A 24662-nucleotide genomic window follows, 5' to 3' on the forward strand; every position below is an offset into this window, starting at 1 on the left:
CGCGGAATTTCCGACGGAATGAGGAACCGGTGCCACCGGATCCTGCGTTGACGCCGACATGAGCGAAGAAAGCGTCACCCTGCGCCCGATGGTCGAGGCCGACCTCGGCGCCCTCGAGGAGCTGGTGAACGATCCGCAGGCGCTGGGTGAATTCCAGTGGTACGGCTGGCGGGACCCGCAGCGGCACCGTCGTCGCTGGGCGGCGAGCGGGCTGCTGGAGGACGAGCAGGTGATGCTCGCGGTCGTCGTCGACGGCGGGTTCGGCGGCTTCGTCGCCGCCAACCGCAGCGGGGTGCGGCCGTCCGCCCCGTACTGGAGCCTGGGTGTGCAGCTGGTGCCGGGGGCGCGCGGGCGGGGGATCGGCACCCGGGCCCAACGGCTGCTGGTGGACTACCTGTTCGCGCATTCGCCGGTGATGCGGCTGGAGGCGGACACCGAGGCGGGCAACCTGGCGGAGCAGCGCGTCCTGGAGAAGCTCGGCTTCACCCGGGAGGGCGTGCAGCGCGCGGTGACCTTCCGCGGCGGCGAGTGGCGCGACGTCGTCCGGTACAGCCTGCTGCGCACCGACCCGCGTCCCTGACCCGCGTCGCAAAGCGTCCGCAAAACGTCCCTAGGAAACCCCGAACCACTCCTCGGCGAGGGCGTCCAGCGTCCGCGCCGAGGGCTTCAACTCCCGGAGGTACCACGGCAGGTTGCTGTAGACGTGCAGCAGCGTGTACGCCATCAGCAGGCGCGGGTCGACGGCGCGGCCGTAGGCGTCCAGCAGGTGGCCGAGCAGGTGCGGGTCGGCCCGGGTGGTGAAGAGGCCGACGGCGACCAGGTCGTAGGCCGGGTCGCCGATCATCGCGGGCTCGAAGTCGAGCAGGCCGGTGAGGCGCCAGCCGTCGGCGGGGTCGGTGAGCAGGTGCTCGCGCATGAACTCGGTGTGCAGCAGCGCGCGCCCGGGGGCGGTGGGGAGCGGGGCGGCGGCGAGGAAGTCCGGGACCTGCTCCAGCCACTCCTCGGCCAGCCCGCGCTCGCGCTGGCGGTCCACCGCGCCCGCCCGTTGGCGCGCGAGGAAGGCCGGCCAGTCGCCGGGCCCGAGGGTGTCGGCGAGCGGTTCGGGGTCGAGGGCGTGCAGGGCGGCGAGCGCCTCGCCGCAGCGGCGGGCGATCCGTTCGCGGTCGGGCCGCGGGATGCGCGGCCAGGCCGGGGCGAGGCCCTGCCCGGGCAGCCGGGACATCAGGAGGTAGCGCCAGCCGTTGGCGTCCTCGCCGGCCTGGTGGAGGGCCGGGGTGGGGATCGGCAGGGCGCCGTCCAGGCGGGTGAGCACGCGCTCCTCGACGATGGCGTCCCGGGCGCCGGCCGCCGGGAACAGCTTGAGCACGAGCGCGTCGCCGACCGCGTACACCGGGACGGAGCCTTCCGGGAAGCGCTCCAGGGGCAGGCCGGCGAGGCCCAGCCGGGCGCAGAGCGCCTCCGCGCCGGGGCGCATCACCGTCTCGTCGGGGACGACCGCGTCCCACTCCTCGTCCGTCAGCACCAAGGGCAGCACGGCGGCACCGTAAGCAGGCGGGCACCCGCAGCGCAAAGGCTTTTCAGCGCCCGCTCCGGCGGGTGCCGCAGGTCTCGACGGCCGGCGGGACCGGCTCGGGCCCGGTGTCCGGGTCGCGGGTGAGCAGGTAGCGGGCGCCGGGGCCGGCCTCGCCGGCGCGGTCGGCGGCGTTGTAGAGGGCGCAGCGGGTCAGCGAGAGGCAGCCGCAGCCGATGCAGCCGGTGAGCTTGGCCTTCAGCCGCTCCAGTTCGGCGATCTGCTCGTCGATCCGGCTCTGCCAGGACCCGGCGACCCGGTCCCACTCGGTGCCGCTGGGGGCCGGGCGTTCGGGGAGGCGGTCGAGGGCGACCCGGGCCTCGTCCAGGGAGAGGCCGACCCGCTGGGCGGCGCGGATGAAGGCGATCCGGCGCAGCGTGCCGCGGGTGTAGCGGCGCTGGCCGCCGGTGGTGCGGGTGGCCTGGATCAGGTCGAGGCTCTCGTAGTAGCGCAGCGCGGAGGGGGCGAGTCCGCTGCGGTCGGCGAGTTGGCCGATGGTGAGCAGGTCGGTGTGGTGCGGGCCGGGGGTCCGACGGCCGTCGGAATGGGCGGTCATGGGAGCCCACTGTAACCGCTTGACCTCAAGCTGGCTTTAAGTTGCACCATCGTGGTCATGACGACGAACGCGACTGCGGGCACCGCCACCGGGGCCCGGTTCGAGGACCTTTCGGCCCTGATGGGCCTGATGACCGGCGACGAGAAGCACGGCCCCGCCGCCACCTCCACCCTGGACGCGCTCTGGGTGCTGTACGACCGGGTGCTGCGGGTCACCCCCGCCACCGCCGAGGCCCAGGACCGGGACCGCTTCCTGCTCTCCAAGGGCCACGGCCCGATGGCCTACTACGCGGTGCTGGCGGCCAAGGGCTTCATCTCCCCGGAGGTGCTGCCGAGCTTCGGCGGCTACGACTCGCCGCTCGGCCACCACCCGGACCGCACGCTGGTCCCCGGCGTGGAGATCGCCTCCGGCTCGCTCGGGCACGGCCTGCCGCTGGCCGTCGGCACCGCGCTCGGGCTGCGGGCGCAGGGCCTGACCGACCCGGCGGTGTGGGTGCTGGTCGGCGACGCGGAGTTCGACGAGGGCTCCAACGCCGAGGCGGTGGCCTTCGCCGGGGCGTACGGACTGGACCGGCTGCACGTGGTGGTGATCGACAACTCCTCGGCCACGCACGGCTGGCAGGGCGGCCTCGCCCAGCGGTTCGCGGCCGAGGGCTGGTCGACCGCGACGGTGGACGGCCGCGACCACGAGGCGCTGCACCGCGCCTACACCGCCGAGCACCCGGGCCGCCCGCACGTGGTGGTCGCCCGGGTCGAGCCCAAGGACTCCTGAGCGGGCGGCCCGCCCCCGCCGGACCCGACCACCGACCGCCGACCACCCCAGTAACGAAAGGCACTTCACCGATGGACACCATGCGCGACCGCTTCGTGGACGTCACCACCCGCCTGCTGGACGAGGACCCCCGGCTGGCCGTGGTGCTCGCCGACATCACCGCGGCCGCCTTCGCCCCGGCCCAGGAGCGCCACCCGGACCGGGTCGTCAACGTCGGCATCCGCGAGCAGCTGCTGGTCGGCGCGGCCGGCGGCCTGGCCCTCACCGGGATGCGCCCGATCGCCCACACCTTCGCCAGCTTCCTGATCGAGCGGCCCTTCGAGCAGGTCAAGCTGGACCTCGTCCACCAGGGCGTCGGCGCCGTGCTGGTGAGCGCGGCGGGCTCGTACGACTGGCCGGCCGGCGGCCGTACCCACATGTCCCCGGGCGACGTCGCCCTGCTGGACACCCTGCCGGACTGGACGGTCCACGTCCCCGGCCACCCGGACGAGGCCGAGCGGCTGCTGCGCCACGCCTACGCGGACGGCGACCGCAACGTCTACGTGCGGCTCTCGGGGCACCAGAACGCGGCCGCGGTGCCGGTCGAGCCGGGCCGCTTCGCCACCGTCCGGACGGGATCGCGCGGCGTGGTGCTCGCCGTCGGGCCGATGCTGGACGCGGTGCTCGCGGCCACCGGGGGCCTGGACGTCACCGTGCTGTACGCGGCGACGGTGCGCCCCTTCGACGCCGCCGGGCTGCGCGCGGCGCTGGGCGACCGGGCGGACGTGGTGCTGGTCGAGCCGTACCTGGCGGGCACCTCCGCCAACGAGGCGCACGCGGCGCTCGCCGACCGTCCGCACCGGGTGCTGGGCCTGGGGGTGCCGCGTGAGGAGCACCGGCACTACGGCTCGATCGAGGAGCACCTGGCCGCCTACGGCCTGGACGCCCCGTCGCTGCGGGAGCGGATCGGCACCTTCCTCTGGTAGCCGGCCGGGTGAGCCTGCCGGGTCTGACGGCTCAGGTCAGCACGATCGCCACCGCGTCCGCCGCCACCCGCACCGCCGTCCCCTCCAGTTCCGCCGCCCCGAAGGCCGCGACCACCTCGCGCCCGGCGGCCCCCAGCGGCAGCGCGGCCTCCCGCGGCCCGAGGTTGACGGCGATCCGGTACGGCCCCCGGTGCACCACCAGCAGGCCCGCCGCTTCGTCGTGGGTCGCCCGCACGGCGCCGAGGTCGGGGTCGGACAGTTCCGGCCGCTCGCGCCGAAGCCGGATCAACTGCCGGTACCAGGCGAGGAGTTCGCTGTGCGGGGCGCGCCGGAGCTCGGTCCAGTCGAGGACCGAGCGCAGCACGGTGGCGGGTTCCTGCGGGTCGGGGACGGCCTCGGCGGCCCAGCCGTGCTCGGCGAACTCCCGCCGCCGGCCCTGTCGGACGGCCTCGGCGAGGTCCGGGTCGGTGTGGTCGGTGAAGTACTGCCAGGGGGTGGCGGCGCCCCACTCCTCGCCCATGAAGAGCATCGGGGTGAACGGTGAGGTGAGCACCAGGGCCGCGCCGCAGGCGAGCCGGCCGGGGGAGAGGCCGGCCGAGACGCGGTCGCCGAGCGCCCGGTTGCCGACCTGGTCGTGGGTCTGGAGGTAGCCGAGCAGCCGGTGGCCCGCGTCGAGCGGGGTGAACGGGCGCCCGTGGGTACGGCCGCGGAAGGAGGACCAGGTGCCGTCGTGGAAGAACCCCCGGGTGAGCGTCCGGGCGAGGGCGGCGAGCGGCTCGCGGGCGAAGTCCCGGTAGTAGCCGTGGGATTCGCCGGTGAGCGCGCAGTGCAGGGCGTGGTGGAAGTCGTCGCTCCACTGGGCGGTGAGGCCCTGCCCGCCCGCCTCGCGCGGGGTGGTGGTGGCCGGGGTGTTGCGGTCGGACTCGGCGACCAGGAACAGCGGCCGGTTGGTGGCGGCCGCCAACTTCCCTACCTCGGTGGAGAGTTCCTCCAGGAAGTGGACGGCCCGGTCGTCCGCGAGGGCGTGCACGGCGTCCAGCCGCAGTCCGTCGATCCGGTAGTCGCGCAACCAGGCCAGCGCGCTGCCGATCAGGTAGGCGCGCACCTCGTCCGAGCCGGGCGCGTCCAGGTTGACCGCCGCGCCCCACGGGGTGTGGTGCCGGTCGGTGAAGTACGGCCCGTACGCGGGAAGGTAGTTGCCCGACGGGCCGAGGTGGTTGTGGACGACGTCCATCACCACCCCGAGGCCCTTGCGGTGGGCGGCGTCCACGAAGCGCTTGAGCCCCTCGGGCCCGCCGTAGGGCTCGTGGACGGCCCAGGGCGAGACCCCGTCGTAGCCCCAGCCGTGCTTGCCGGGGAACGGGCAGACCGGCATCAGCTCGACGAAGTCCACCCCCAACTCGACCAGGTGGTCCAGGTGTTCGGCGGCGGCCTCGAAGGTGCCGCAGGGGGTGAAGGTGCCGACGTGCAGCTCGTACAGCACCGCGCCGGGCAGTGCCCGGCCGTGCCAGCCGGTCCGCGACCAGCGGAACCCGGCGTGGTCCACGGCGCGGCTGGGCCCGTCCGGGCCGTACGGCTGCCGGGCCGAGCGCGGGTCGGGCAGCGGCGGGCCGTCGTCCAGCCGGAAGGCGTAGTCGCCCGCCGGGGCCTCGCCGGACCACCAGCCGTCCCGGTCCGGGCAGCGGGCCAACTCGTGTGCCGTGCCGTCGACGTCGACCCGTACCCGGGTGGCGGCGCGGGGCGCCCACACCTGGTAGACCGGCATCAGCCCCTCCTCGTCAGCAGCGCCACCGGCAGCGCCGTCAGCAGCTCCGCGACCGGCACCGCGCCCGCCGGGAAGCCCCGCCCGGTCAGCTCGTCCGTCCACGGCCCGCCCGCCGGCAGCTCCAGCACGGTGTCGCGCCAGCCGCCGGCCCGCTCCAGCCCGTACGGCAGCCGGGTGACGGCGGTGACCACGTCCGCGCCCCGGGCGAAGGCCAGCAGGTGCTCGCCGGCCGGGCCGGTAGCGGGCAGCGGGCGGTAGGAGCCGAGCGGCCGGGAGCGGCGCAGGTGCAGCGCGGTGGCGGTGAGGTGCAGCTTCTCCCGGGCGAGGTCGCCGGGGCGCGGCGCGGCCGCGTCGGTGAGCCGCACGGCCAGCGCGCCGAGGTCCACCACGCCCCGGTTGTCCGGGTCCACCAGGGTGTACAGCGGCTCCTCGCCGCCCTGGTAGAGGTCCGGCACGCCCGGCACGGTGAGGTGCAGCAGCGCGGCGGCCAGGGTGTTGGCGCGGGCGTACGGGGCGAGGGCGTGCACGGCGCCCTCGACCCGGGGGAGCAGCCCGGGGTTGCCGTGGACGGAGCGGGCGCGCTGCTCCAGGGCCCGCTCGTAGCGGGGGTCGGGGGTGGTCCAGGAGGTGTGCAGCTTGGCCTCGCGGACGGCCTTGAGCAGGGCGGCGACCAGCCGGTCCGGGTCGATCGGCCAGGCGGCGACCAGGGTGTGCCAGAGCAGCCAGTCGGCGTCCCGGTCGAGGCCGGGCGCGGCGGGGCCCGCGGCGGTGGACCAGGCGTCGACCTCGGCGGCCCAGGCGTCCGGCCGCTCGGCGAGCACGGCGAGCCGGGCCCGGGCGTCGGCGCTGCGCTTGGTGTCGTGGGTGGAGAGCACCGTCATGCCGTGCGGCCAGGTGCGTTCCTGGGCGCGGCACCAGTCGTGGAACTCCGCCGGGTGCAGACCGGGCCGGGCCGGCTCGCCGCCGACCTCGTTGAGGCCGGGCAGGGCGTTCCAGCGGTAGAAGGCGGTGTCCTCGACGCCCTTGGCGGCCACCGCGGCGGCGGTCTGGGCGAAGCGCGCGCAGAACTCGTCCTTGTCCGCGCCGCGGCCCAGCTCCCCGAGCGCGAGCGCGGCCACCAGCCGGTCGGTCGGGTCGGCGGAGTCGTCCAGGGCGGCCCGCAGCTGCCGCGCCGAGGCGGCCGGGACGGCCTCGCCGGGCCGGGCGTACGGCCGGTACGCCGGGTAGCCGGTGAGCAGCCGGCCGAGCGCCGCGCGCAGCTGCCCCGGCGCGTGGTCGGCGTGCGCGGGCTCGGCGGCGCCGATCCGCAGCGCGATCCGGACCAGCCGCTCGACCTCGGCGGCGAGTTCGCCGTCCGGCCCGGTCATGTCGGCCCGCCCGCGCCGGGCCTCGGCGACCGCGGGGTGCGGGTCCGCGCAGAGGTCCCGGACCGGGCCGCCGTGCAGGAAGGACTCGTACGCCCCGGCCAGCCGGCAGGCGCCCGCGTGGTCGAGGAGCACGCCGTCGATCCGGCGCAGCGCGTCGTAGCCGGTGGTGCCGGCCACCGGCCAGTCCTCGGGCAGCCGCTCCTCGCCGGTGAGGATCTTCTCGACCACCACGTACGCGCCGCCGGTGGCGTCGGCCAGGCGCCGCAGGTAGCCGCGCGGGTCGGCGAGCCCGTCGGGGTGGTCGATCCGGAAGCCGTCCAGGACGCCGTCGGCGTGCAGGGCGAGCAGGACGGCGTGGGTGGCGGCGAACACCTCCGGGTCCTCGGCGCGCAGCGCGATCAGCTCGTTGACGGTGAAGAAGCGCCGGTAGTTGAGCTCGGTGCGGGCCAGGCGCCACCAGGCGAGCCGGTACCACTGGCGGGCGAGCAGCTCCTCCAGCGGGAGCCCGGCGGTGCCGGGGCGCAGCGGCAGCTCGTGCTCGTGGTAGCACAGGGTGTCGCCGTCCACGGTGAGCCGGTCCAGCACGGCGCCGAGCCGGTCGCCGAGCAGCGGCAGCAGCACCCGTCCGCGCCCGGGGGCGTCGGCGGGGCCCGGCTGGGCGGTCCAGTCGATGTCGAACCAGTGCGCGTACGGCGAGTCGGGCCCGTCGCGCAGCACCTGCCACAGCGGCCGGTTGAGCCGTTCGGGGGCGGGCACGGCCATGTGGTTGGGCACCACGTCGGCGATCAGCCGCAGGCCGTGGCGGTGCGCCTCGGCGGCCAGCGCGCGCAGCGCCGGTTCGCCGCCGAGCTGCTCGCTGATCCGGGTGTGGTCGACGGTGTCGTAGCCGTGGGTGGAGCCGGGGACGGCCTCCAGCAGCGGGGAGAGGTGCAGGTGGGAGACGCCGAGGGCGGCCAGGTAGGGGACGGCGGCGGTGGCGTCGCGGAGGGTGAAGCCGGGCTGGAGCTGGAGGCGGTACGACGACGAGGGGACGGCGGCGGCCGGGCGGGGCTGCGCGGGCTCGGCGGCGGGGGTCATAGCTCCATAGGTACCCGGGGGAGGCCGCCGCCAAGACCCGCTGCTGACCCGAACAGGTGACCGCCCCGGCCGTCCGACGGCGCCACGCGCCCCCGTACGAGCCGGTCCGGCGCCGCCGTCACCGTGCTACGCGGGCCGTTGCAGCACCATCAGCGAGCGGTCGGTGAGCCAGAGGGAGTCCCCGGCCTTGACCCGGGCGCCCGTCCCCGGGGCGGGCAGCCGGGGCCGGGCGGTGTCGACCACGACCTGCCACTCCTGCCCGTGGTCGGCGGGCACGGTGAACTCCAGCGGCTCGAAGTGGGCGTTGAACAGCAGCAGGAAGGAGTCGTCGACGATCCGCCCGCCGCGCCGGTCCGGTTCGGAGATCGCGTAGCCGTTGAGGAAGACGGTCAGCGACTTGGCGTAGCTGGCGCCCCAGTTGCGCTTGGTCATCTCCTCGCCGGCCGGGGTGAACCAGGCGATGTCGGTGAGGTCGTCGAACCCGCCGACGGCCGGCCCGCCCGGGCTTTGCGGGCCGGGGCCGTGCCCGCCCCGGCCCGGTACGGCGGAGGCGGGCCCGGCCGCCCCCGGCCGCCCGGACACCGGCCGGCCGTGGAAGAACCGCCGCCGCCGGAACACCGGGTGGTCGCGGCGCAGCCAGATCATCCCCTGGGTGAACTCCAGCAGCCGCGCCTGCGGCCCGTCGTCCTCCGGCCAGTGCACCCAGGTGAGCTCGTTGTCCTGGCAGTAGGCGTTGTTGTTGCCGAGCTGGGTGCGGCCGAGCTCGTCGCCGTGCGAGAGCATCGGCACGCCCTGGGAGAGCATCAGGGTGGCGATGAGGTTGCGCTGCTGGCGCGCCCGCAGCTCCTCGACGGCCGGGTCGGCGGAGGGGCCCTCGACGCCGCAGTTCCAGGAGCGGTTGAAGGACTCGCCGTCCCGGTTCTCCTCGCCGTTGGCCTGGTTGTGCTTCTCGTTGTACGAGACCAGGTCGCGCAGGGTGAAACCGTCGTGGCAGGTCACGAAGTTGATCGAGGCGATCGGCCGGCGGCCGTCGTCCTGGTAGAGGTCGGAGGAGCCGGTGAGCCGGGAGCCGAACTCGGCGAGGGCGGCGGTCTCGCCGCGCCACAGGTCCCGCACGGTGTCCCGGTACATGCCGTTCCACTCCGTCCACAGCGGAGGGAAGTTGCCCACCTGGTAGCCGCCCTCGCCGAGGTCCCAGGGCTCGGCGATCAGCTTGGCCTGGGAGACCACCGGGTCCTGCTGGACCAGGTCGAAGAAGGAGGAGAGCCGGTCCACCTCGTGGAACTGCCGGGCGAGGGTGGCGGCGAGGTCGAAGCGGAAGCCGTCGACGTGCATCTCGGTGACCCAGTAGCGCAGCGAGTCCATGATCAGCTGGAGCACGTGCGGGCTGCGCATCAGCAGGCTGTTGCCGGTGCCGGTGGTGTCCTCGTAGAAGCGCTGGTCCCGGGCGAGGCGGTAGTAGGAGACGTTGTCCAGGCCGCGCAGCGACAGTGTCGGCCCCAGGTGGTTGCCCTCGGCGGTGTGGTTGTAGACGACGTCCAGGATCACCTCGATCCCGGCCGCGTGCAGCGCCTTGACCATGGACTTGAACTCCTGCACCTGCTGGCCGCGGTCGCCGGTGGAGGAGTAGGAGGAGTGCGGGGCGAAGAAGCCGACGGTGTTGTAGCCCCAGTAGTTGGCCAGGCCCAGGTCCCGCAGCCGGTGGTCGCGGACGAACTGGTGCACCGGCATCAGCTCGATCGCGGTGACGCCGAGCTTGGCCAGGTGCTCGATCACCGCCGGGTGGGCCAGGCCCGCGTACGTCCCGCGGATCTCCTCGGGGATGCCCGGGTGCAGCCGGGTGAGGCCCTTGACGTGGGCCTCGTAGATGACGGTGCGGTGGTAGTCGGTGCGCGGCGGGCGGTCGGTGCCCCAGTCGAAGTACGGGTTGATGACCACCGAGTGCATGGTGTGCGGGGCGGAGTCCAGGTCGTTGCGGCGCTCGGGGGCGCCGAAGTGGTAGCCGTAGACCGACTCGTCCCAGTCGATGTGGCCGCTCATCGCCTTGGCGTACGGGTCCAGGAGCAGCTTGGCGCTGTTGTGCCGCTGGCCCAGGCCCGGGTTGTACGGGCCGTGCACGCGGAAGCCGTAGCGCTGGCCGGGCTGGATGCCCGGGAGGTAGGCGTGCCGGACGAAGGCGTCCGTCTCGCGCAGCTCGACGGCCGTCTCGGAGCCGTCCTCGGCGATCAGGCACAGCTCGATCCGGTCGGCGCTCTCGGAGAACACCGCGAAGTTGACGCCGGCCCCGTCGTAGGTGGCGCCGAGCGGGTAGGGAGTACCGGGCCAGACCTGCATGACTCCTCAACTTCCTTGCTGCCGACGGAAACTGACGTGTAGTCCGATGAATGGCCCGGCCGTCCGCCCGGACCCGGACGCTCTCTTCCCGGCCGGACGGCCGGGCATGTGCGCAAGCGTGCGCCGTGACGCACGGCACAGTCGCCGTGACGCGCGGCACAGCGCATACTCCCCGAGCCCTCCCCCGGCGTCCGGGAGATCCGGCCCGGGTTGGGCCGAACGAGCGCCCGTCGGGCATTCGTGTGAAGAGTGCTCCCGGTGGTGCGGGAGAGCCCCCGGGCATCCGGCTGCGGGCGGCTCGCGACGGGCAGTACCCTTGATCGTCCGGCCGCCTGGGCCGACTCCCGACAGCCCGTCAACGGTCCCCGCGCCCGCGGGGGTCGGTGCGGCGACCAGATGAGGTGGCGCATGGTGTTCCCCGCCGGCGGCCGCGGCACCGGGCCCGACGGGCCCGGCCGGGGCGCGGCCCGCAGCGAGGCGCCCACGGTGGTCATGCGCCCCACCCTGACCGGCCGGGCCCTGGTGCCCGCCCAGAGCGGCCCCGTCGAGATACCCGCCCTGGCCTGGTCGGCCGCCGAGTGGGAGGACGCCTACCAGCGGGTCCGGCTGTCCGGCCGCGCCTACGTCTGGCTCAACCTGGTCGAACAGCGGCTGCGCGCCCTCGTCGACGAGGTGCTGCACCCGATCTACGCCCCCGCCCACGGCGAGGACTGGGTCACCGCCGCGGCCGGCCCGGCCGGCGAGGAGTGGGCGCACCGGGCCGGCGCCGTGCGCGAGGTCAGCCGCCGCAAGGGCTACCTGCTCGACCCCGCCGACGACGACCCGCTGGTCTTCCTCACCCTGCCCCAGCTGCGCGAACTGATGGTGCAGCACTGGCCCTGCTTCGAGCCGTACCTAGCCGACCGGCGCGAGATCGAACTGGCGCTGGACGAACTGGAGGTGGCCCGGCACGTCGTCTCCCGCAACCGGGTGCTCACCCAGACCGTGCTGGCCCAGACCGAACGCGCCGCCGCCCGGCTGCTGGCCGTGCTGGACGGCGGCGCCGGCGGGGTGCCCGCCGACGTCGTCGAGTCCCTGGTGGCCGGCCGGTACGCGGACGTCGTCGCCGTCCACGCCGACCGGGTCCGGCTCCAGCGCGACCTGCCCGTCGAGGACCTGCTGGACGGCGCCCGGCGGCTGGACGCGCTCGGCATCGGCCTCGGCATGCTCTGCCAGAACTACACCGGCAAGCGCCTGGTGCGCCTCGCCGGCGAAGGCTGCCGGGTCCGGCTGCTCTTCCTCAACCCGGCGAGCAGCGCCGTACGCCGCCGCGAACGCGAACTCGGCCTCGGCCGCAGCGAGTTGTCCCGCTCCATCGAGATGAACATCATGCACGTACGGCGGGTCCGGGCCCGGCTGCGGGACCAGGGCGGCTTCGAGATCCGGGTCTTCGACGAGACCCCGCGCTTCACCGCCTACCTGGTCGAGGGCCCCCGCACGCCCGGCCAGGCCGGCGGCCGCCGCCAGGGCCGCGACCTCGGCGTCATCCAGCCCTACCTGCGCCGCGCCCGCGGCATGGAGTCCCCGGCCCTGGTGCTGCGCGGCGGCGCCGGCCAGCAGCCCGGCGGCACCGAGCCCGGACTGCTGGAGGTCTACCGCGAGGAGTTCGAGGGCATCTGGGCCGACTCCCGGTCCGTCTCCTAGGGCAGTTGGTCGGGGCGGCGGCGCGGCTGCCAGACTGCGGGCCGTGAACAGCGACCCCGCCTGGAGCCTGCGCCCCGCCACCCCCGACGACCTCGAACCCGTCACGGACCTCAAGGCCCGGGTCATGCGCGCCGACCTGGAACGCCTCGGCCGCTGGGACCCGGCCCGCTCCCGCGAGCGGGTGCGGGCGTCCTTCTCGACCAGGTACACCTCCGTACTCCTGGTCGACCGGGCCTTCGCCGGCTGCGTCACCGTCCGCCCCGACGAGCGGGGCGGACGCCACCTGGAGCTCTTCTACCTGGCCCCGCACCTCCAGGGCCGGGGCCTGGGCACCGCCGTCCTGTGCCACCTCCTCGCCGAGGCCGACGCCGCCGGAGAACCGTTTCGCCTCGTCGTCCTCCGCGGCAGCGCCGCCCAGCGGCTGTACGAACGCCACGGCTTCACCGTCGTCCACGAGGACCCGGTCGACGTCCACCTGCACCGCCCCGTCGGCGGGACCGGAGTCCGCGAAGCCGAAGCCCGCGCCGAAGTCCACGTCGGGGCACGACGGCTGACGGCGTAACTGGCGGCGTAGCTGACGGCATAACTGGCGGCATAACGATTCCCCCAAACGCCCTGGTCAGGGCCGTGACCCCCGTGGTAGGTGTAGCCCCCGTGAAGATCACGGGGGAGAGCGGGGCCGTACTGCGCCTCGACGACGTACACCGCACCTACGGAACCGGGCCGGAGGCCGTACGGGCACTCAGAGGGGTGGACGTCGAGTTCGCCCGCGGCGGGTTCACCGCCGTCATGGGCCCCTCCGGCTCCGGCAAGAGCACCCTGCTGCAGTGCTGCGCCGGCCTCGACCGGCCCGACAGCGGCCGGGTCACCCTGGACGGGACCGACCTCTCCGGCCTGGGCGAGACCGAACTGACGGTGCTGCGCCGCGAACGGATCGGCTTCGTCTTCCAGGCCTTCAACCTGGTCGGCTCGCTCACCGCCGAACAGAACGTCGGCCTGCCGCTGCGACTGGCCGGCCGCCGACCCGACCCCGCGCAGGTGCGCCGGGCCCTCGCCCAGGTCGGCCTCGGCGAGCGCACCGGACACCTGCCCTCCCAGCTCTCCGGCGGCCAGCAGCAGCGCGTCGCCATCGCCCGCGCCCTGATCACCCGGCCCCGGATGCTGTTCGCCGACGAGCCGACCGGCGCCCTCGACTCCGCCAGCAGCCGGGACGTCCTCGCCCTGCTGCGCGACCTCGTCGACCGCGAGGGCCAGAGCACCGTCATGGTCACCCACGACCCCGTCGCCGCCGGCTACGCCGACCGCGTCCTCTTCCTCGCCGACGGCCGGATCGTCGACGACCTGCCCCGCCCCACCGCCCAGCAGGTCGCCGAGCGGATGACCGCCCTGGAGACGGCGGCATGACCTCACCGCTCACCCTGCTGCCCGTCGCCGCCGCGAGCCTGCGCCGCCGCAAGGCCGCCTTCGCCGGCTCCTACGTCGCCCTCACCCTCGGCGTCCTGCTCGTCGCCACCACCGGCAGCCTGCTGAACGAGACCGCCGGCGACGACTCCCCGCTCGGCGCGCCCTCCCTGCACAAGGTGCTCCAGTTCACCGCCGCGATGGCCGCCTTCGTCGCGGTCTTCGTCGTCGCCGGAACCTTCGCCTTCGCCGTCGCCCAGCGCCGCCAGGAGATCGCGATGCTGCGCGCCGTCGGCGCCACACCGCGGCAGATCGTCCAGCTGATCACCGGCGAGGCCGCCGTCGTCGCCCTCGCCGCCGCCGTCAGCGGCTGCCTGCTCTCACTGCCCGGCGCCCCCGCCCTCGCCGCCTGGCTGGCCGCCCGCGGCGCCGCCCCCGACGGGTTCACCGCGCGCCCCGCCGCCGGGCCGATGCTGCTCGCCGCCGCCGTCGGCCTGCTCGTCGCCCTGCTCGGCGCCGTCACCGCCGCCCTGCGGGCCGGCCGGGTGCGCGCCGTCGAGGCGCTCGGCGACGCCGCCGCCGACCGCCGGGTCATGACCCCGCTGCGCTGGGCCTGCGCGCTGCTCGGCCTGACCGCCCTGGCCGCCACCGTCGGCTACTACCTGGCCGCGCCCACCCTGCCCGCCGCCCCCGGCGACCAGCCCGCCGACCCGCAGCTCGCCTCCCAGTGGGTCCTCGGCGCCGACCTGCTCGCCATCACCGCGCTCGCCCTGTTCGCACCGGCCGTCGTACCGCCGTTGCTGCGGCTGCTCAGCGCCCCGCTCACCCGGGCCGTCGCCGCCGCCCCGCTGCTCGCCCGGCAGAACGCCCTCACCGCCGTACGCCGCACCGTCTCCACCGCCACCCCGGCCTTCCTCGCCATCGCGCTCACCGGCACCGTGATCGGCTCCACCGCCGCCTTCGCCGACGCCATGACCGCCCAGAACCGGGCCACCGCCGCCGCCCGGTATGTGCTGCGCCCCGCCGCCGCCCCGCTGCCCGCCGACGCCGCCCGCCGGCTCACCGCCGCCCGGCCCGACCTGCACGCCACCGCCACCACCGCCACCGTGGTCACCGGCCTCGGCGCCGCCACCGCCGACTTCGACGACCACGGCGAGGACTCGCCCGCGAGCGTGCCCTCCGCCGCCACCGTCGTCGACGGCGACCTCGCCACCGCCTGGACCCTGCCCGCCGTCGACGGCAGCGCCGCCGACCTGCACGGCGCCACCCTCGCCGCCTCCACCGACCAGGCCCGCGGCCACGGCTGGAAGCTCGGCGACCAGGTCAACCTGCGCCTCGCCGACGGCACCGTCACCAGCCTGCGGCTCGCCCTGGTCTACCGCACCCAGCTCGGCCTGGACGAGGTCCTGCTCAGCGGCGAGGCCACCGCCGGCCACCTCGCCGACGCCCGCCCCGCCGCCGTCCACCTCGACGCCGAACCGGCCGACCGGCTCGGCGGCACCCTCACCGACGCCCGCGACCCAGGACCCGACCCCGGCGCCCACTACGCCTGGATCGCCACCACCACGATCCTCGGGCCCGCCCTGCTCTACGCGCTGATCGCCATCGTCAACACCATGGTGATGAGCACCGCCGACCGCCGCCGCGACTTCGCCGTCCTGCGGCTGGCCGGGACGGTGCGCCGCCAGGTGACGTGGATGGTCGCCCTGGAGGCCGTCCTGGTCGTCGCCACCGCCGCCCTGCTCGCCCTCGCCGTCACCGCGCTCACCCAGTACGGCACCACCGCGCTGCTCAACCACCGCGTCCTGGCCGGCCAGGCCGCCGTCCCCCTCCGCCTGCCCTGGACCCCGCTCGCCGGGAGCACCCTCCTGTGCCTGCTGCTCGCCGCCGCCTCCAGCGTCCTCCCCACCCGCCTCGCCCTCCCCACCCGGCCCCGCTAGCGCGCCGCCCAACGGCCCTACAGGGCCGGGCGGTTGCCCCTCCCGGAGCCTCCCGGCGGCCTCCCGGACCGGCGCGGCGGGCCGTCCGGCGGGCCGCGCCCACGGCTCCCCGCGGGACGGGTTGTCGGTGGGGCGGGTGATGATAGGGGCTGTTTCGAGAGGCAGGACGGAAGGACACACCTGATGAGCTGGTGGCAGCAGCCACTGGTCGGCTTCGACCTGGAGACCACGGGCACCGACCCGGCCGTGGACCGCATCGTCACGGCCGCGCTCGTGGACACCGTCGGGGCCGCCCGGGTGGACGCCGCGCACTGGCTGATCGACCCGGGGGTGCCGATACCCGCCGAGGCGGAGGCGATCCACGGGATCGGTGACGAGGTGGCGCGGAGCAAGGGCAGGCCGGCGAAGGAGGCGGTGGAGGAGATAGCCGCCGCGCTGTGCGAGCGGATCGCCGCCGGGCGGCCGGTCGTGGCGTTCAACGCGCCGTTCGACCTGTCGCTGCTCGACGCCGAGCTGCGCCGGCACGGGCTGGCGACGCTCGCCGAGCGCCTGGGGCGGCCGGTCGGGCCGGTGCTGGACGCGCTGGTGATCGACCGGGCCGTGGACAAGTACCGCAAGGGCTCGCGCACCCTGCAACGGGTCTGCGAGCTGTACGGGGTGGAGCTGACGGACGCCCACGAGGCGGGCAGCGACGCGCTGGCCGCCGTCCGGGTCGCCGTCGCGCTGGCCGGGCGCTACCCGGCCGAGGTGGGGGCGGTGCCGCTCGCGGAGCTGCACCGCCGGCAGATCGACTGGTACCGGCAGTGGGCCGAGGGCCTCCAGGCCTGGCTGCGCCGCGGCAAGGACCCGCAGGCGGTGGTCGACCCGCGCTGGCCCGCCCGGTGAGGCCCGCCGGCCGCGTCCCCGACCTCACGGGACGGAACACCTAGGCCCGCGGTCGGACACCCTCCGGCGGGGGCACGATGGCGGCCTCGGCGGTGTCCGGCGCGAGCGGGTCGTAGCGGACGGTCATGAGCTGTCCGACCCTCGGCGCGAGGTAGGCCTGGATGCGGATCGCGCAGACCAGGCTGCGCTGGACGCCGTCGGGGGTGGTGTAGCCGACGGTGAGCCGGAACTGGGGCTGGGCGTAGCCGCTGGGCTCGCCGGGCTGGACGGCGGTGACGGTGCCGGCGGTGCTCACCCCGTGGGCGGCGAGCCGGTCGGCGACCGTCCGGGCGGCGCGGTACGCGCGGTGCTGCGCGCGGAGCCGGGACTCGGAGTGGACGACCAGCGGCAGGGTGAGCGCCGCCAGGATCACGAGGGCGGGCAGGGCGGGCCGGTACGGTCCGCCGGGGCCGAAGGCCGCGCCGAGCGGCCCGAGCAGCAGGGCGAGGAACAGCACGCCGCCGGGGGGAAGCCGGTTCGGGGCCCCGGCTCCGGGGGAGCGGCCGACCCGGCCCGCCGCCAGCATGCCGGTCAGCCAGCAGAACAGGGCGCCGGCCCAGTACGCCTGGGTGGCGGCCGAGCCGAGGCAGAGCTGCTGGGTGCAGGTCTCCGGCTCCCGGTAGGCGACCACCCCGGCCGCGAACAGCCGGCCGGCCACCGCGCACAGCGCCAGCAGGAGCAGCGCCGCGACCGCCCGGCCGAAGCCCAGGCGCGGTTCCAGGTACGGGAGTTGCTTGCTCGACGGGGGACCGGCAGTCATGCCCGGAGGCTAGTGCGACGGCCGGGGCGGGCGGTACGCGCGCCCGCGGTCCGGTCGGTGAACGAGGGGGAAACTCCGCGGCGGCGGGCCCCGACGGCCCTACGCGGCAGGGAAGTCGAAGGTGTAGCCCTGGGCGACCAGCCAGGGCAGCAGCTGCTTGAGCGCGGCCACGGTCTGGCCGCGGTCGCCGCCCCCGTCGTGCATCAGGACCACGCCGCCGGGCTTGAGCTGCTTCTGCACGGCCGAGACGATCGCCGGCGTCCCCGGGCGGGCCCAGTCGCGCGGGTCGACGGACCAGCCGAGCGAGGACATCCCGAGGCTCGCGGTGATGTGCTCGTTGTCGGCGTTGAAGCCGCCGCCCGGGGCGCGGAACCAGCCGACCTCGGTGCCGGGGCCGCCCGCCTGGAGGATCATGTTCCGGGCGGCGGTGATCTCGTACGCGGCCTTGTCGTGGGGGAGCTTGGCGAAGGGCTGCGGGTGGTGGACGCTGTGGTCGCAGAGCCGGTGCCCGGCGGCCAGGATCCGCTTGACCGTGGCGGGGTTGGCGGCGGCGTTCTGGCCGATCTGGCAGAAGGTGGCCTTGGCGTGGTACTGGGCCAGCAGGTCGAGGACCTGGCCGGTGGCCGGGCCGGGGCCGTCGTCGAAGGTGAGCGCGACGGTGCGCCCACCGGAGGCGGTGGAGCCGATCACGGTGCCCGCCCCGGTGTGCGGGGGCGGCGCGGCGGGCGAGGACGGGTCGGCGGCCGGTGCGGTGGGCGTGGCGGAGAGGGGGGTGCCGGTGGCCGCGGTCGGGTGCGGCTTGGCCGGCGCCGACGGGGAGGAGGGGGAGGCGGCCGGGGAGCCCGCGCCCGGCGGCACGGCGTCGGAGCCGGGGGTCGGCGTGAGGGCGGTCGCCGCCGTCCCGCTCGGCCGGGCGTCGGCCGGGGACGGCGTCCCGGAGGTCGCCGCCGCGCTCGGCGGCTGGAGCGCCCCGCTGGCGGTCCCGCACGCGGCCAGCCCCAGGGCGGCGGCCACCGCGGCACAGCCCGCGAGCAGCCGGCGCCGGGATCGGGACAGTCGGTTCGGGGCGGAGGGGCGGCGGGCGGTCCGGTGCATGGCGGCGGCTCCTGAGGTGCGAGTACGGTGCCGATCTCTCGGGTCAGGATGACTGTCCGATAGGACGCCGATCGTACGTGCACCGGTTGCCGACCGGACCGAACCGCCGTAAGAGTCTTCTCACACTCGCCCCGGTGGCGGCCCCGCGCCGCCGCGGGTACCGGAGGCGCCCGTCAGAACGGGTACCAGCGCACCTCGGTGGCCCCGTCCCGCAGCGAGTCGACCCGGCGCCGGAACTCCTTCAGCGCGGCCGGGTTGCTGGCCGCCTGCTGCGCCACCCAGGAGGCGCTGGCCGTCTCCCGGGCGCCGCGCAGCACCGTGAAGCCCGGCCACTCGCGCACGTCCCAGCCGTACGCCTCGGTGAACGCGCGGTACTCCTCGGCGGGCACGCCGTACCGGTCCTGGCTGAGCGCGAGGACCACCAGGTCGTGCTCGCGCAGGTCGTTCGCCATGAACTCCAGGTCGAGCAGCACCGGCCCGTCCGGGCCGACGTGGATGTTGCGCGGCAGCGCGTCGCCGTGGATCACCCCGGGGTGCAGCCGCGGGACGAGGTCGGGCAGGGCGGCCTCGAAGGCGTTGCGGCGGTGGCGCAGGAAGGCGACGTCCGCCGGGTCGACGTGGCCCTCGGCGGAGGCCAGCCAGCGCTCGACCGGGGCCAGCAGGTCGCGCCGGCCGAGGGTGAAGGGCGGCGGCGGCAGCTGGTGCAGGGCGCGCAGCAGCGGGGCGAGGTCGACCGGGCGGGCGGGCCGGACGGCGGGCGCGAGCCGGTGCCAGAAGGTGACGGGGTGGCCGTCGGCCAGCTGCGGCTCGGGCGCCACCGCGTCGTACGGGCGGACCACCGGCACGTCCTGGCCGGCCAGCCAGTGGGCGAGCGCCAGCTCCCGGTGCGCCCGGTCGTACAGCTCGGGACCGCGGCCGACCTTGGCGACCACGGCCGGGTCGCCGAGGTCGAAGACGGCGTTCTCGCCGAGCGCGAGCAGTGTGGCCCCGTCGGGGGCGGCCAGCCCGGCCGACTCGCAGGCCTGGGCGAGGAGCAGCCGGGCGCGGCCCTCGTCGAAGGGGATCATGACTGGGGTTCCCATTCCGCCGACGTTCATCCGGGGGACCCCGGACGGTGATCATCATGACGCACGGACGCCGGGCCCCGCGCGCTGCGGGGCCCGGCACCGGACGCGTCGGGCGGGTGGGACAAGCCGGACGGGTCGGACAGGCCGAACGGGTCGGGGAGGCCGGGGAGGCTCAGACCCCGGCCCGGCGGTGCCGGGCCCCCTCCGCCGGCCCGGCCGACTGGGCGGGCAGGCCCCGGTCGGCGCCGGCCGGCGGGACGGGCTCGCGGTGCGAGAGGTCCGGCAGCCAGTTCAGCCAGCGCGGCAGGTACCAGTTGCGGTCGCCCAGCAGGGTCATCACCGAGGGCAGCAGCACCCCGCGGATCACCGTGGCGTCGATCAGCACCGCGACCGCGAGGCCGACGCCCATCTGCTTCATCACCTGCATGGACAGCGAGCCGAAGACCGAGAACACCGCCACCATGATCACCGCGGCGCTGGTGACCACCCCGGCCGTGGAGCGGATGCCGTCGGCGATCGCGGCCCGGGTCGGCAGGCCGCGGTCGTGGCCCTCCTTGATCCGGGAGACCACGAACACGTGGTAGTCCATCGAGAGCCCGAAGAGGATCACGAAGAGGAACAGCGGCACCCAGGACTCCACCGCGCCGACCCCGGCGGTGCCCAGCAGCGAGGCGCCCACGCCGTGCTGGAAGACCAGGGTCAGCACCCCGTACGCGGCGCCGACCGAGAGCAGGTTGAGCACCACGGCGGTGGCCGCGACGACCGGGGAGCGGAAGGTGGTGAGCATCAGCAGGAAGGCGAGGACGACCACGAAGCCGAAGACCAGCGGCATCGAGTCGCCCATCTTCCGGTTGAAGTCGTACGACCCGGCGGTGTCGCCGGTGACCGGGGCCTCGGTGCCGGGCACCGTGAGGACGGTGGCGGGCACCAGCTCCTCGCGCAGGGCCCTCAGGGCGTCGTTGCTGGTGGCGTCGTTGCCGGTGCCGTTGAGCGGGATGTCGACGGTGGCGACGTTCCTGTCGGCGTGCACCGTGACCTCCACCGGTCCGTGCATCCGCCCGCTCGCCAGGGCCTTCGCCTTGAGGTCGGCGATCGCGGAGGTCATCGCGGGGGAGTCGATGTCGGCGGCCTTGATCACGACGGTGGCGGGGGCGGGGCTGCCGGGGAAGGCGGCCTCGATCTTCTGCGAGGCGGCGACCAGGGCGTTGCCCGCGGGCAGCTGCTGCTGGAAGGTCAGCTTGGCGGTGTGCATGGTGAGCAGCGGCGCGGCCAGGGCCAGCAGGAAGGCGCCGGCGAGCAGGGTGGCGGCCAGCGGGCGGCGCAGCACCGGGGTCAGCACCGCGTTCCAGAAGCGCCCGCCGGTCCGCGCGGCGTCCGGGCGGCGCAGCTTGGCGAGGAACGGCACCCGGCCCTTCTCGACCCGGTCGCCGAGCATCGACAGCAGCGCCGGCAGCACGGTGAGCGAGCCGAGCACGGCGGTGATCACGACCAGGATGGTGGCGAAGGCCATCGCCTTGAAGGTGGCGATCCCGGTGAGGAACATCCCGGCCATGGCGACCACCACGGTGACGCCGGAGACCAGTACCGCCCGGCCGCTGGTGGCGGCGGCCACGGCCAGCGCGGTGGCGGCGTCGCGCCCGGCGGCCCGCTCCTCGCGTTCGCGGCGCAGGTAGAAGAGGCAGTAGTCGACGCCGACGGCGAGGCCGACCAGCAGCATCACCGAGGAGGCGTCGCCGCTGGTGTGCAGGAAGCCGCTGCCGAGCGCGACCAGTCCGGCGGCCGCGACGAAGGCGGTGAGCGCGAGCACCACCGGCAGCACGGCGGCGACCAGCGCGCCGAAGGCGACCAGCAGGATGCCGAGGGCGAGCGGCACGGCCGTCCACTCGGCGCGCGCGAAGTCGTTCCCGACCTGGTCCCGCATCCACTTGCCGGAGCTGGCGTCGCCGAGCTGGACGACGGTGAGGTCCGGGTGCTGCCCCTGCACGCCGGCCACCGCGTCCAGCACCGGCTGGACCTGGTCCGCGGCCTCGGTGCGGTCGCCCTTGAGGGTCAGCGTCACGAGCGCGGAGTGGCCGTCGGCGGAGACCGCCTTGGTGTCGTACGGCGAGCGGACCTCGGCGGCCCGGCCGGTGCCGTTCACGGCGGCGACCACCTGGCCGACGGCGGTGCGGAACTCCGGGTCGTCGGCGGTGCGGGTGGCGCTCTGGACCAGGACGGTCTCGCCGGCCGGGCTCTTCAGCCCGGCCTCGTCGAGGATCCGCGCGGCCCGGGAGACCTGCCCGGGGACCGACTCGGCGTCGGTGATCCTGACGCTGCCGTGGGCGGAGCCGAGCGCGGCGGCCAGGACGACGAAGAGCAGCCAGCCGAACACGGCGGTCTTGCGGTGCCGGGCGCTCCAGGCGCCCATCGCGGCCGCCAGGCCGAGTCTGGACTTCACGGGCTTCACGGTGGTTTCCCCCCTGGGAGAGCGGCGGTCGTCGCCGGACGGGAGCGGCGGGGGCCCTGGGTCGGGGGACCGCCGCTCTGGGGTGCGCCGGCTGCGCTCCGGCGTCCCGATCGACAGTAGGGAAGCCGGTCCTGACGGGTAATCCGGCTGGCGGGTGGCCGTCTCCTGGTGCTTCCTTCGGGGCCCGGGTGGGGTTTTCCCTACCCTCCGACCCCGAGATCTCCTCCTGGGGGGTAGGGGATGCTCCTCCACCCTGAGGGGGAGATGACTCCACCCGGAGCACGAGGTCAGGAGGGGTGCGTCCGGGAGAGACTGGGCCGGGGCCGCTTCGGGCGGCCCGACGGGGGTTGAAGCACACGGGGGCTCCTTGCCGGGCGGCAAGCAAGTACTCGTAGGATGATGCCCCAAACCTACTTACCTGCCGACCGGCAAGGGAGTGCCGTCGGCACTCCCCGCGCCGGTCCTGCCGTCGCCCAGCGTCCCGTCCCCCAAGGGCTGCGGTGAACCATGCCCAGGAGGCACACGAGCATGTTCCACCGACTAGGACAATTCGTCGTACGCCGCCCCTGGTGGGTGATCGGCGCATGGCTGATCGCCGCGGTCGCGATCGTCGCGACCGCCCCGCCGCTGAAGGCGAACACCGACGAGGCCGCCTTCCTGCCCAAGCACTACGAGTCCATCCAGGCCGCCGAGCTCCAGCAGAAGGCCTTCCCGTCCAACATCTCGCCCTCCGCGCTGCTGCTCTTCGAGCGCACCGACGGCGGCAAGCTGGACGAGGGCGACGCGGCGACCATGACCAAGGTCACCCAGGGGCTGGCCGACAAGAAGATCCCGCTGGTCGAGCTGGTCGTCCCGGTCTCTCCGGCGTCCTACTCCCAGGACCACAAGTACGCGATGTCGATGGTCTCCATCGACAAGACCAAGATGCAGTCGGACGAGTTCACCGACGCCGCGAAGAAGCTCCGCGACGAGGGCACCGCGCTCGCCTCCGGCAGCACCCTGAAGTTCCAGGTCGGCGGCCCGGCCGCGATGAACCTGGACCAGAAGGACGCCGGCAAGACGGCCGGCATGCTCATCGGCCTCGGCACGGTCGTGATCATCCTGCTCACGCTCGGGATCATCTTCCGCAGCCCGATCATCGCGCTGCTGCCGATCCTCTCGGTGATCATCTACTCGATGGTCGCCAACGGTCTGATCGCGGACGCCAGCAAGCTGTTCGGGCTCAAGGCCGACAACTCGATGGAACAGATCCTCACCGTCGTGCTCTACGGCGTCGGTACCGACTACTTCCTGTTCCTGATGTTCCGCTACCGCGAGCGGCTGCGGGCCGGTGACGACCGCAAGCAGGCCGTCGCCAACGCGGTCGGCCGGGTCGGCGAGGCGATCGCCTCCGCCGCCGGTGCCGTCGTGGTCGCCTTCGCCGTGCTCGTCCTGTCCAGCCTCGGCATGTTCAAGGCGCTCGGCCCGTCGCTGGCCATCGCGGTGGCCGTCACGGCGATCGCCTCGGTCACCCTGGTGCCCGCGATCCTCTGCCTGATCCCCGAGAAGGTCCTGTTCTGGCCCTCCAAGGCCTGGCAGCGCGAGCCGTCCAACGCCCGCTTCGCCGCGATGGGCCGCAGCGTCGGCCGCCGCCCGGGTGCCGCCGCCCTGCTCTCCGGCCTGGTGATGGCCGGCCTCGCGGTCGCCGCGCTCGGCTACCAGGGCACCTTCGACATGGCCGGCAGCTCGATGCCGAAGACCAAGGAGTCGATGGTCGTCCAGGACACCATGATCAAGGCCTACTCGGCCGGTGCCGCCGACCCCGCGCACATCTACCTGACCAGCCAGAACGGCAACAAGATCGACGTCGCCGGCCTCAAGGGCTACGTGGCGGACCTGGGCAAGGTGGACGGCGTCTCCAGCGCGGCCCTGCCGGACCCGGAGCACGGGGTCAGCAAGGACGGGCTCACCGCCGACATCACCGTCGTCCTCAAGGACGAGGCGGCCAGCAACAAGGCCATCGACACCATCGGCGAGGTCCGCAAGGTCGCCCACGACCACGCGCCCGCCGGCACCAAGGCCTACGTCGCCGGCACCACCTCCGTGTACAAGGACATCAACACGGCGATGGCCCACGACTACAGCCTGGTCTTCCCGATAGCCGCCGTCCTGATCATGGTGATCCTCGGACTGCTGCTGCGCAGCGTGGTCGCCCCCTGGTACCTGATGGCCTCGGTCGGCCTCGGCTTCGGCGCCACCCTCGGTGCCACCACCCTGCTGTTCCAGAACATCAAGGGCGAGCAGGGCCTGATGTTCATGCTGCCGATCCTGATCTACCTGTTCGTGGTCGCGCTCGGCACCGACTACAACATCCTGATGATCGCCCGACTGCGCGAGGAGGCCCAGGAGGGCCGCAGCCCCCGCGAGGCGGCGAGCCAGGCGATCCGGCACGCCGGCCCGACGGTGGCCGCCGCCGGGTTCATCCTGGCCGCGACCTTCGCCACCATGCTGCTGGCCGGCAACACGATGATGAGCGAGATGGGCTTCTCGATCGCCATCGGCATCCTCATCGCGGCCTTCGTGATGGCGATGTTCTTCACCCCGGCGCTCACCGCGCTGCTCGGCCACCGCGCCTGGTGGCCCGGCCACGCGGACGCCCCGGGCCACGGCCACGGCCACGGTCACGGCGAGGGCCCGGCCCCGGTGGCCGGCGCCCACGGGATGCCGGAGCCGGCCGGCCGGCGCTGAGCCGACCGGGTCGGTGTGAACGGTGCCCTGACCCGGCCCTGACCGGGTCGGTACGAACAGGCGGCGCCCCGCTACGGCGGGGCGCCGCTGCCCCGTTTCCGAGGCCACCAAACGTGATCTCCTGGGCGGGAAAATCCCCGGTCAACCCCCGTGCCACCGTGCTACAGTCGAAGCAGTTGCAGTTTTGGTTCCCATGAACGTGGTGTGCGCCTGC

The 24662-nt window shown here is 74.8% G+C and carries 18 protein-coding genes; 9 read left to right on the forward strand and 9 right to left on the reverse strand.

The features are described from left to right. Positions 1-58: 58 nt before the first annotated feature. Positions 59-580, forward strand: coding sequence for a GNAT family N-acetyltransferase (locus AMK13_RS03130; protein WP_074000991.1), 522 nt, complete (start codon positions 59-61; stop codon positions 578-580). 30 nt (positions 581-610) lie between these two features. On the opposite strand, the gene AMK13_RS03135 is transcribed toward AMK13_RS03130, so the two are convergent. Then, positions 611-1534 carry a phosphotransferase family protein gene (locus AMK13_RS03135; protein WP_074000992.1) on the reverse strand — a complete coding sequence of 308 codons (924 nt, stop codon included), beginning with the start codon at positions 1532-1534 and terminating at the stop codon, positions 611-613. Between the two features lie 43 nt (positions 1535-1577). After that, a complete protein-coding gene (gene soxR / locus AMK13_RS03140; RefSeq protein WP_074000993.1) occupies positions 1578-2126 on the reverse strand; it encodes a redox-sensitive transcriptional activator SoxR in 549 nt (182 codons plus the stop codon). Between the two features lie 57 nt (positions 2127-2183). Here soxR and AMK13_RS03145 point away from each other — a divergent pair, with 57 nt between their 5' ends. Continuing rightward, positions 2184-2897 carry a thiamine pyrophosphate-dependent enzyme gene (locus tag AMK13_RS03145; RefSeq protein ID WP_049654931.1) on the forward strand — a complete coding sequence of 238 codons (714 nt, stop codon included), beginning with the start codon at positions 2184-2186 and terminating at the stop codon, positions 2895-2897. 71 nt (positions 2898-2968) lie between these two features. Next, on the forward strand, positions 2969-3862 hold the full coding sequence (locus tag AMK13_RS03150; RefSeq protein WP_049654926.1) for a transketolase family protein: 894 nt from the start codon (positions 2969-2971) through the stop codon (positions 3860-3862). 31 nt (positions 3863-3893) lie between these two features. Here the strand turns inward: AMK13_RS03150 and treZ are convergent, their stop codons facing one another. The 3 genes from treZ to glgX all read right to left on the reverse strand — a co-directional run bounded on the left by treZ (position 3894) and on the right by glgX (position 10405). After that, positions 3894-5627 (reverse strand): malto-oligosyltrehalose trehalohydrolase, encoded by a 1734-nt coding sequence (gene treZ / locus AMK13_RS03155; protein ID WP_074000994.1) that lies wholly within the window; start codon positions 5625-5627, stop codon positions 3894-3896. Beyond that, a complete protein-coding gene (gene treY, locus AMK13_RS03160) occupies positions 5627-8071 on the reverse strand; it encodes a malto-oligosyltrehalose synthase (protein ID WP_074000995.1) in 2445 nt (814 codons plus the stop codon). Before treY ends, treZ begins: the two co-directional genes overlap by 1 nt. 126 nt (positions 8072-8197) lie before the next feature. Next, positions 8198-10405 carry a glycogen debranching protein GlgX gene (glgX, locus tag AMK13_RS03165; protein ID WP_074000996.1) on the reverse strand — a complete coding sequence of 736 codons (2208 nt, stop codon included), beginning with the start codon at positions 10403-10405 and terminating at the stop codon, positions 8198-8200. A 408-nt stretch (positions 10406-10813) separates the two neighbouring features. Between glgX and AMK13_RS03170 the strand changes: the two genes are divergently transcribed. The 5 genes from AMK13_RS03170 (at position 10814) to AMK13_RS03190 (ending at position 16314) form a co-directional block, all read left to right on the forward strand. Then, complete coding sequence (locus AMK13_RS03170) at positions 10814-12088, forward strand: SAV2148 family HEPN domain-containing protein (protein WP_063780326.1); 1275 nt, start codon at positions 10814-10816, stop codon at positions 12086-12088. 43 nt (positions 12089-12131) lie between these two features. After that, on the forward strand, positions 12132-12650 hold the full coding sequence (locus AMK13_RS03175) for a GNAT family N-acetyltransferase (protein ID WP_241852724.1): 519 nt from the start codon (positions 12132-12134) through the stop codon (positions 12648-12650). A 98-nt stretch (positions 12651-12748) separates the two neighbouring features. Further along, the gene (locus AMK13_RS03180; RefSeq protein WP_380718022.1) at positions 12749-13492 is read left to right on the forward strand and encodes an ABC transporter ATP-binding protein; all 744 of its coding nucleotides are present in this window, start codon (positions 12749-12751) and stop codon (positions 13490-13492) included. Then, positions 13489-15429: an ABC transporter permease gene (locus tag AMK13_RS45705; RefSeq protein WP_074000997.1), complete on the forward strand. Its 1941-nt coding sequence runs from the start codon at positions 13489-13491 to the stop codon at positions 15427-15429. Before AMK13_RS03180 ends, AMK13_RS45705 begins: the two co-directional genes overlap by 4 nt. A 183-nt stretch (positions 15430-15612) precedes the next feature. Further along, on the forward strand, positions 15613-16314 hold the full coding sequence (locus tag AMK13_RS03190) for an exonuclease domain-containing protein (protein ID WP_049659490.1): 702 nt from the start codon (positions 15613-15615) through the stop codon (positions 16312-16314). A 40-nt stretch (positions 16315-16354) separates the two neighbouring features. Here the strand turns inward: AMK13_RS03190 and AMK13_RS03195 are convergent, their stop codons facing one another. The 4 genes from AMK13_RS03195 to AMK13_RS03210 all read right to left on the reverse strand — a co-directional run bounded on the left by AMK13_RS03195 (position 16355) and on the right by AMK13_RS03210 (position 21682). After that, positions 16355-17113 carry a DUF3592 domain-containing protein gene (locus AMK13_RS03195; RefSeq protein WP_074000998.1) on the reverse strand — a complete coding sequence of 253 codons (759 nt, stop codon included), beginning with the start codon at positions 17111-17113 and terminating at the stop codon, positions 16355-16357. 99 nt (positions 17114-17212) lie between these two features. After that, positions 17213-18208 carry a polysaccharide deacetylase family protein gene (locus tag AMK13_RS43965; RefSeq protein ID WP_079271779.1) on the reverse strand — a complete coding sequence of 332 codons (996 nt, stop codon included), beginning with the start codon at positions 18206-18208 and terminating at the stop codon, positions 17213-17215. A gap of 173 nt (positions 18209-18381) precedes the next feature. Continuing rightward, a complete protein-coding gene (locus AMK13_RS03205) occupies positions 18382-19290 on the reverse strand; it encodes a phosphotransferase enzyme family protein (protein WP_241852726.1) in 909 nt (302 codons plus the stop codon). 157 nt (positions 19291-19447) lie between these two features. Continuing rightward, complete coding sequence (locus tag AMK13_RS03210) at positions 19448-21682, reverse strand: MMPL family transporter (RefSeq protein ID WP_107418667.1); 2235 nt, start codon at positions 21680-21682, stop codon at positions 19448-19450. Between the two features lie 567 nt (positions 21683-22249). Here AMK13_RS03210 and AMK13_RS03215 point away from each other — a divergent pair. Beyond that, positions 22250-24448, forward strand: a complete 2199-nt coding sequence (locus AMK13_RS03215) for an MMPL family transporter (RefSeq protein ID WP_049657492.1) — start codon at positions 22250-22252, stop codon at positions 24446-24448. Positions 24449-24662 lie beyond the last annotated feature (214 nt).

Origin of the sequence: Streptomyces sp. CB02056, assembly GCF_001905545.1 — a bacterium.
Taxonomy (GTDB): Bacteria; Actinomycetota; Actinomycetes; order Streptomycetales; family Streptomycetaceae; genus Kitasatospora.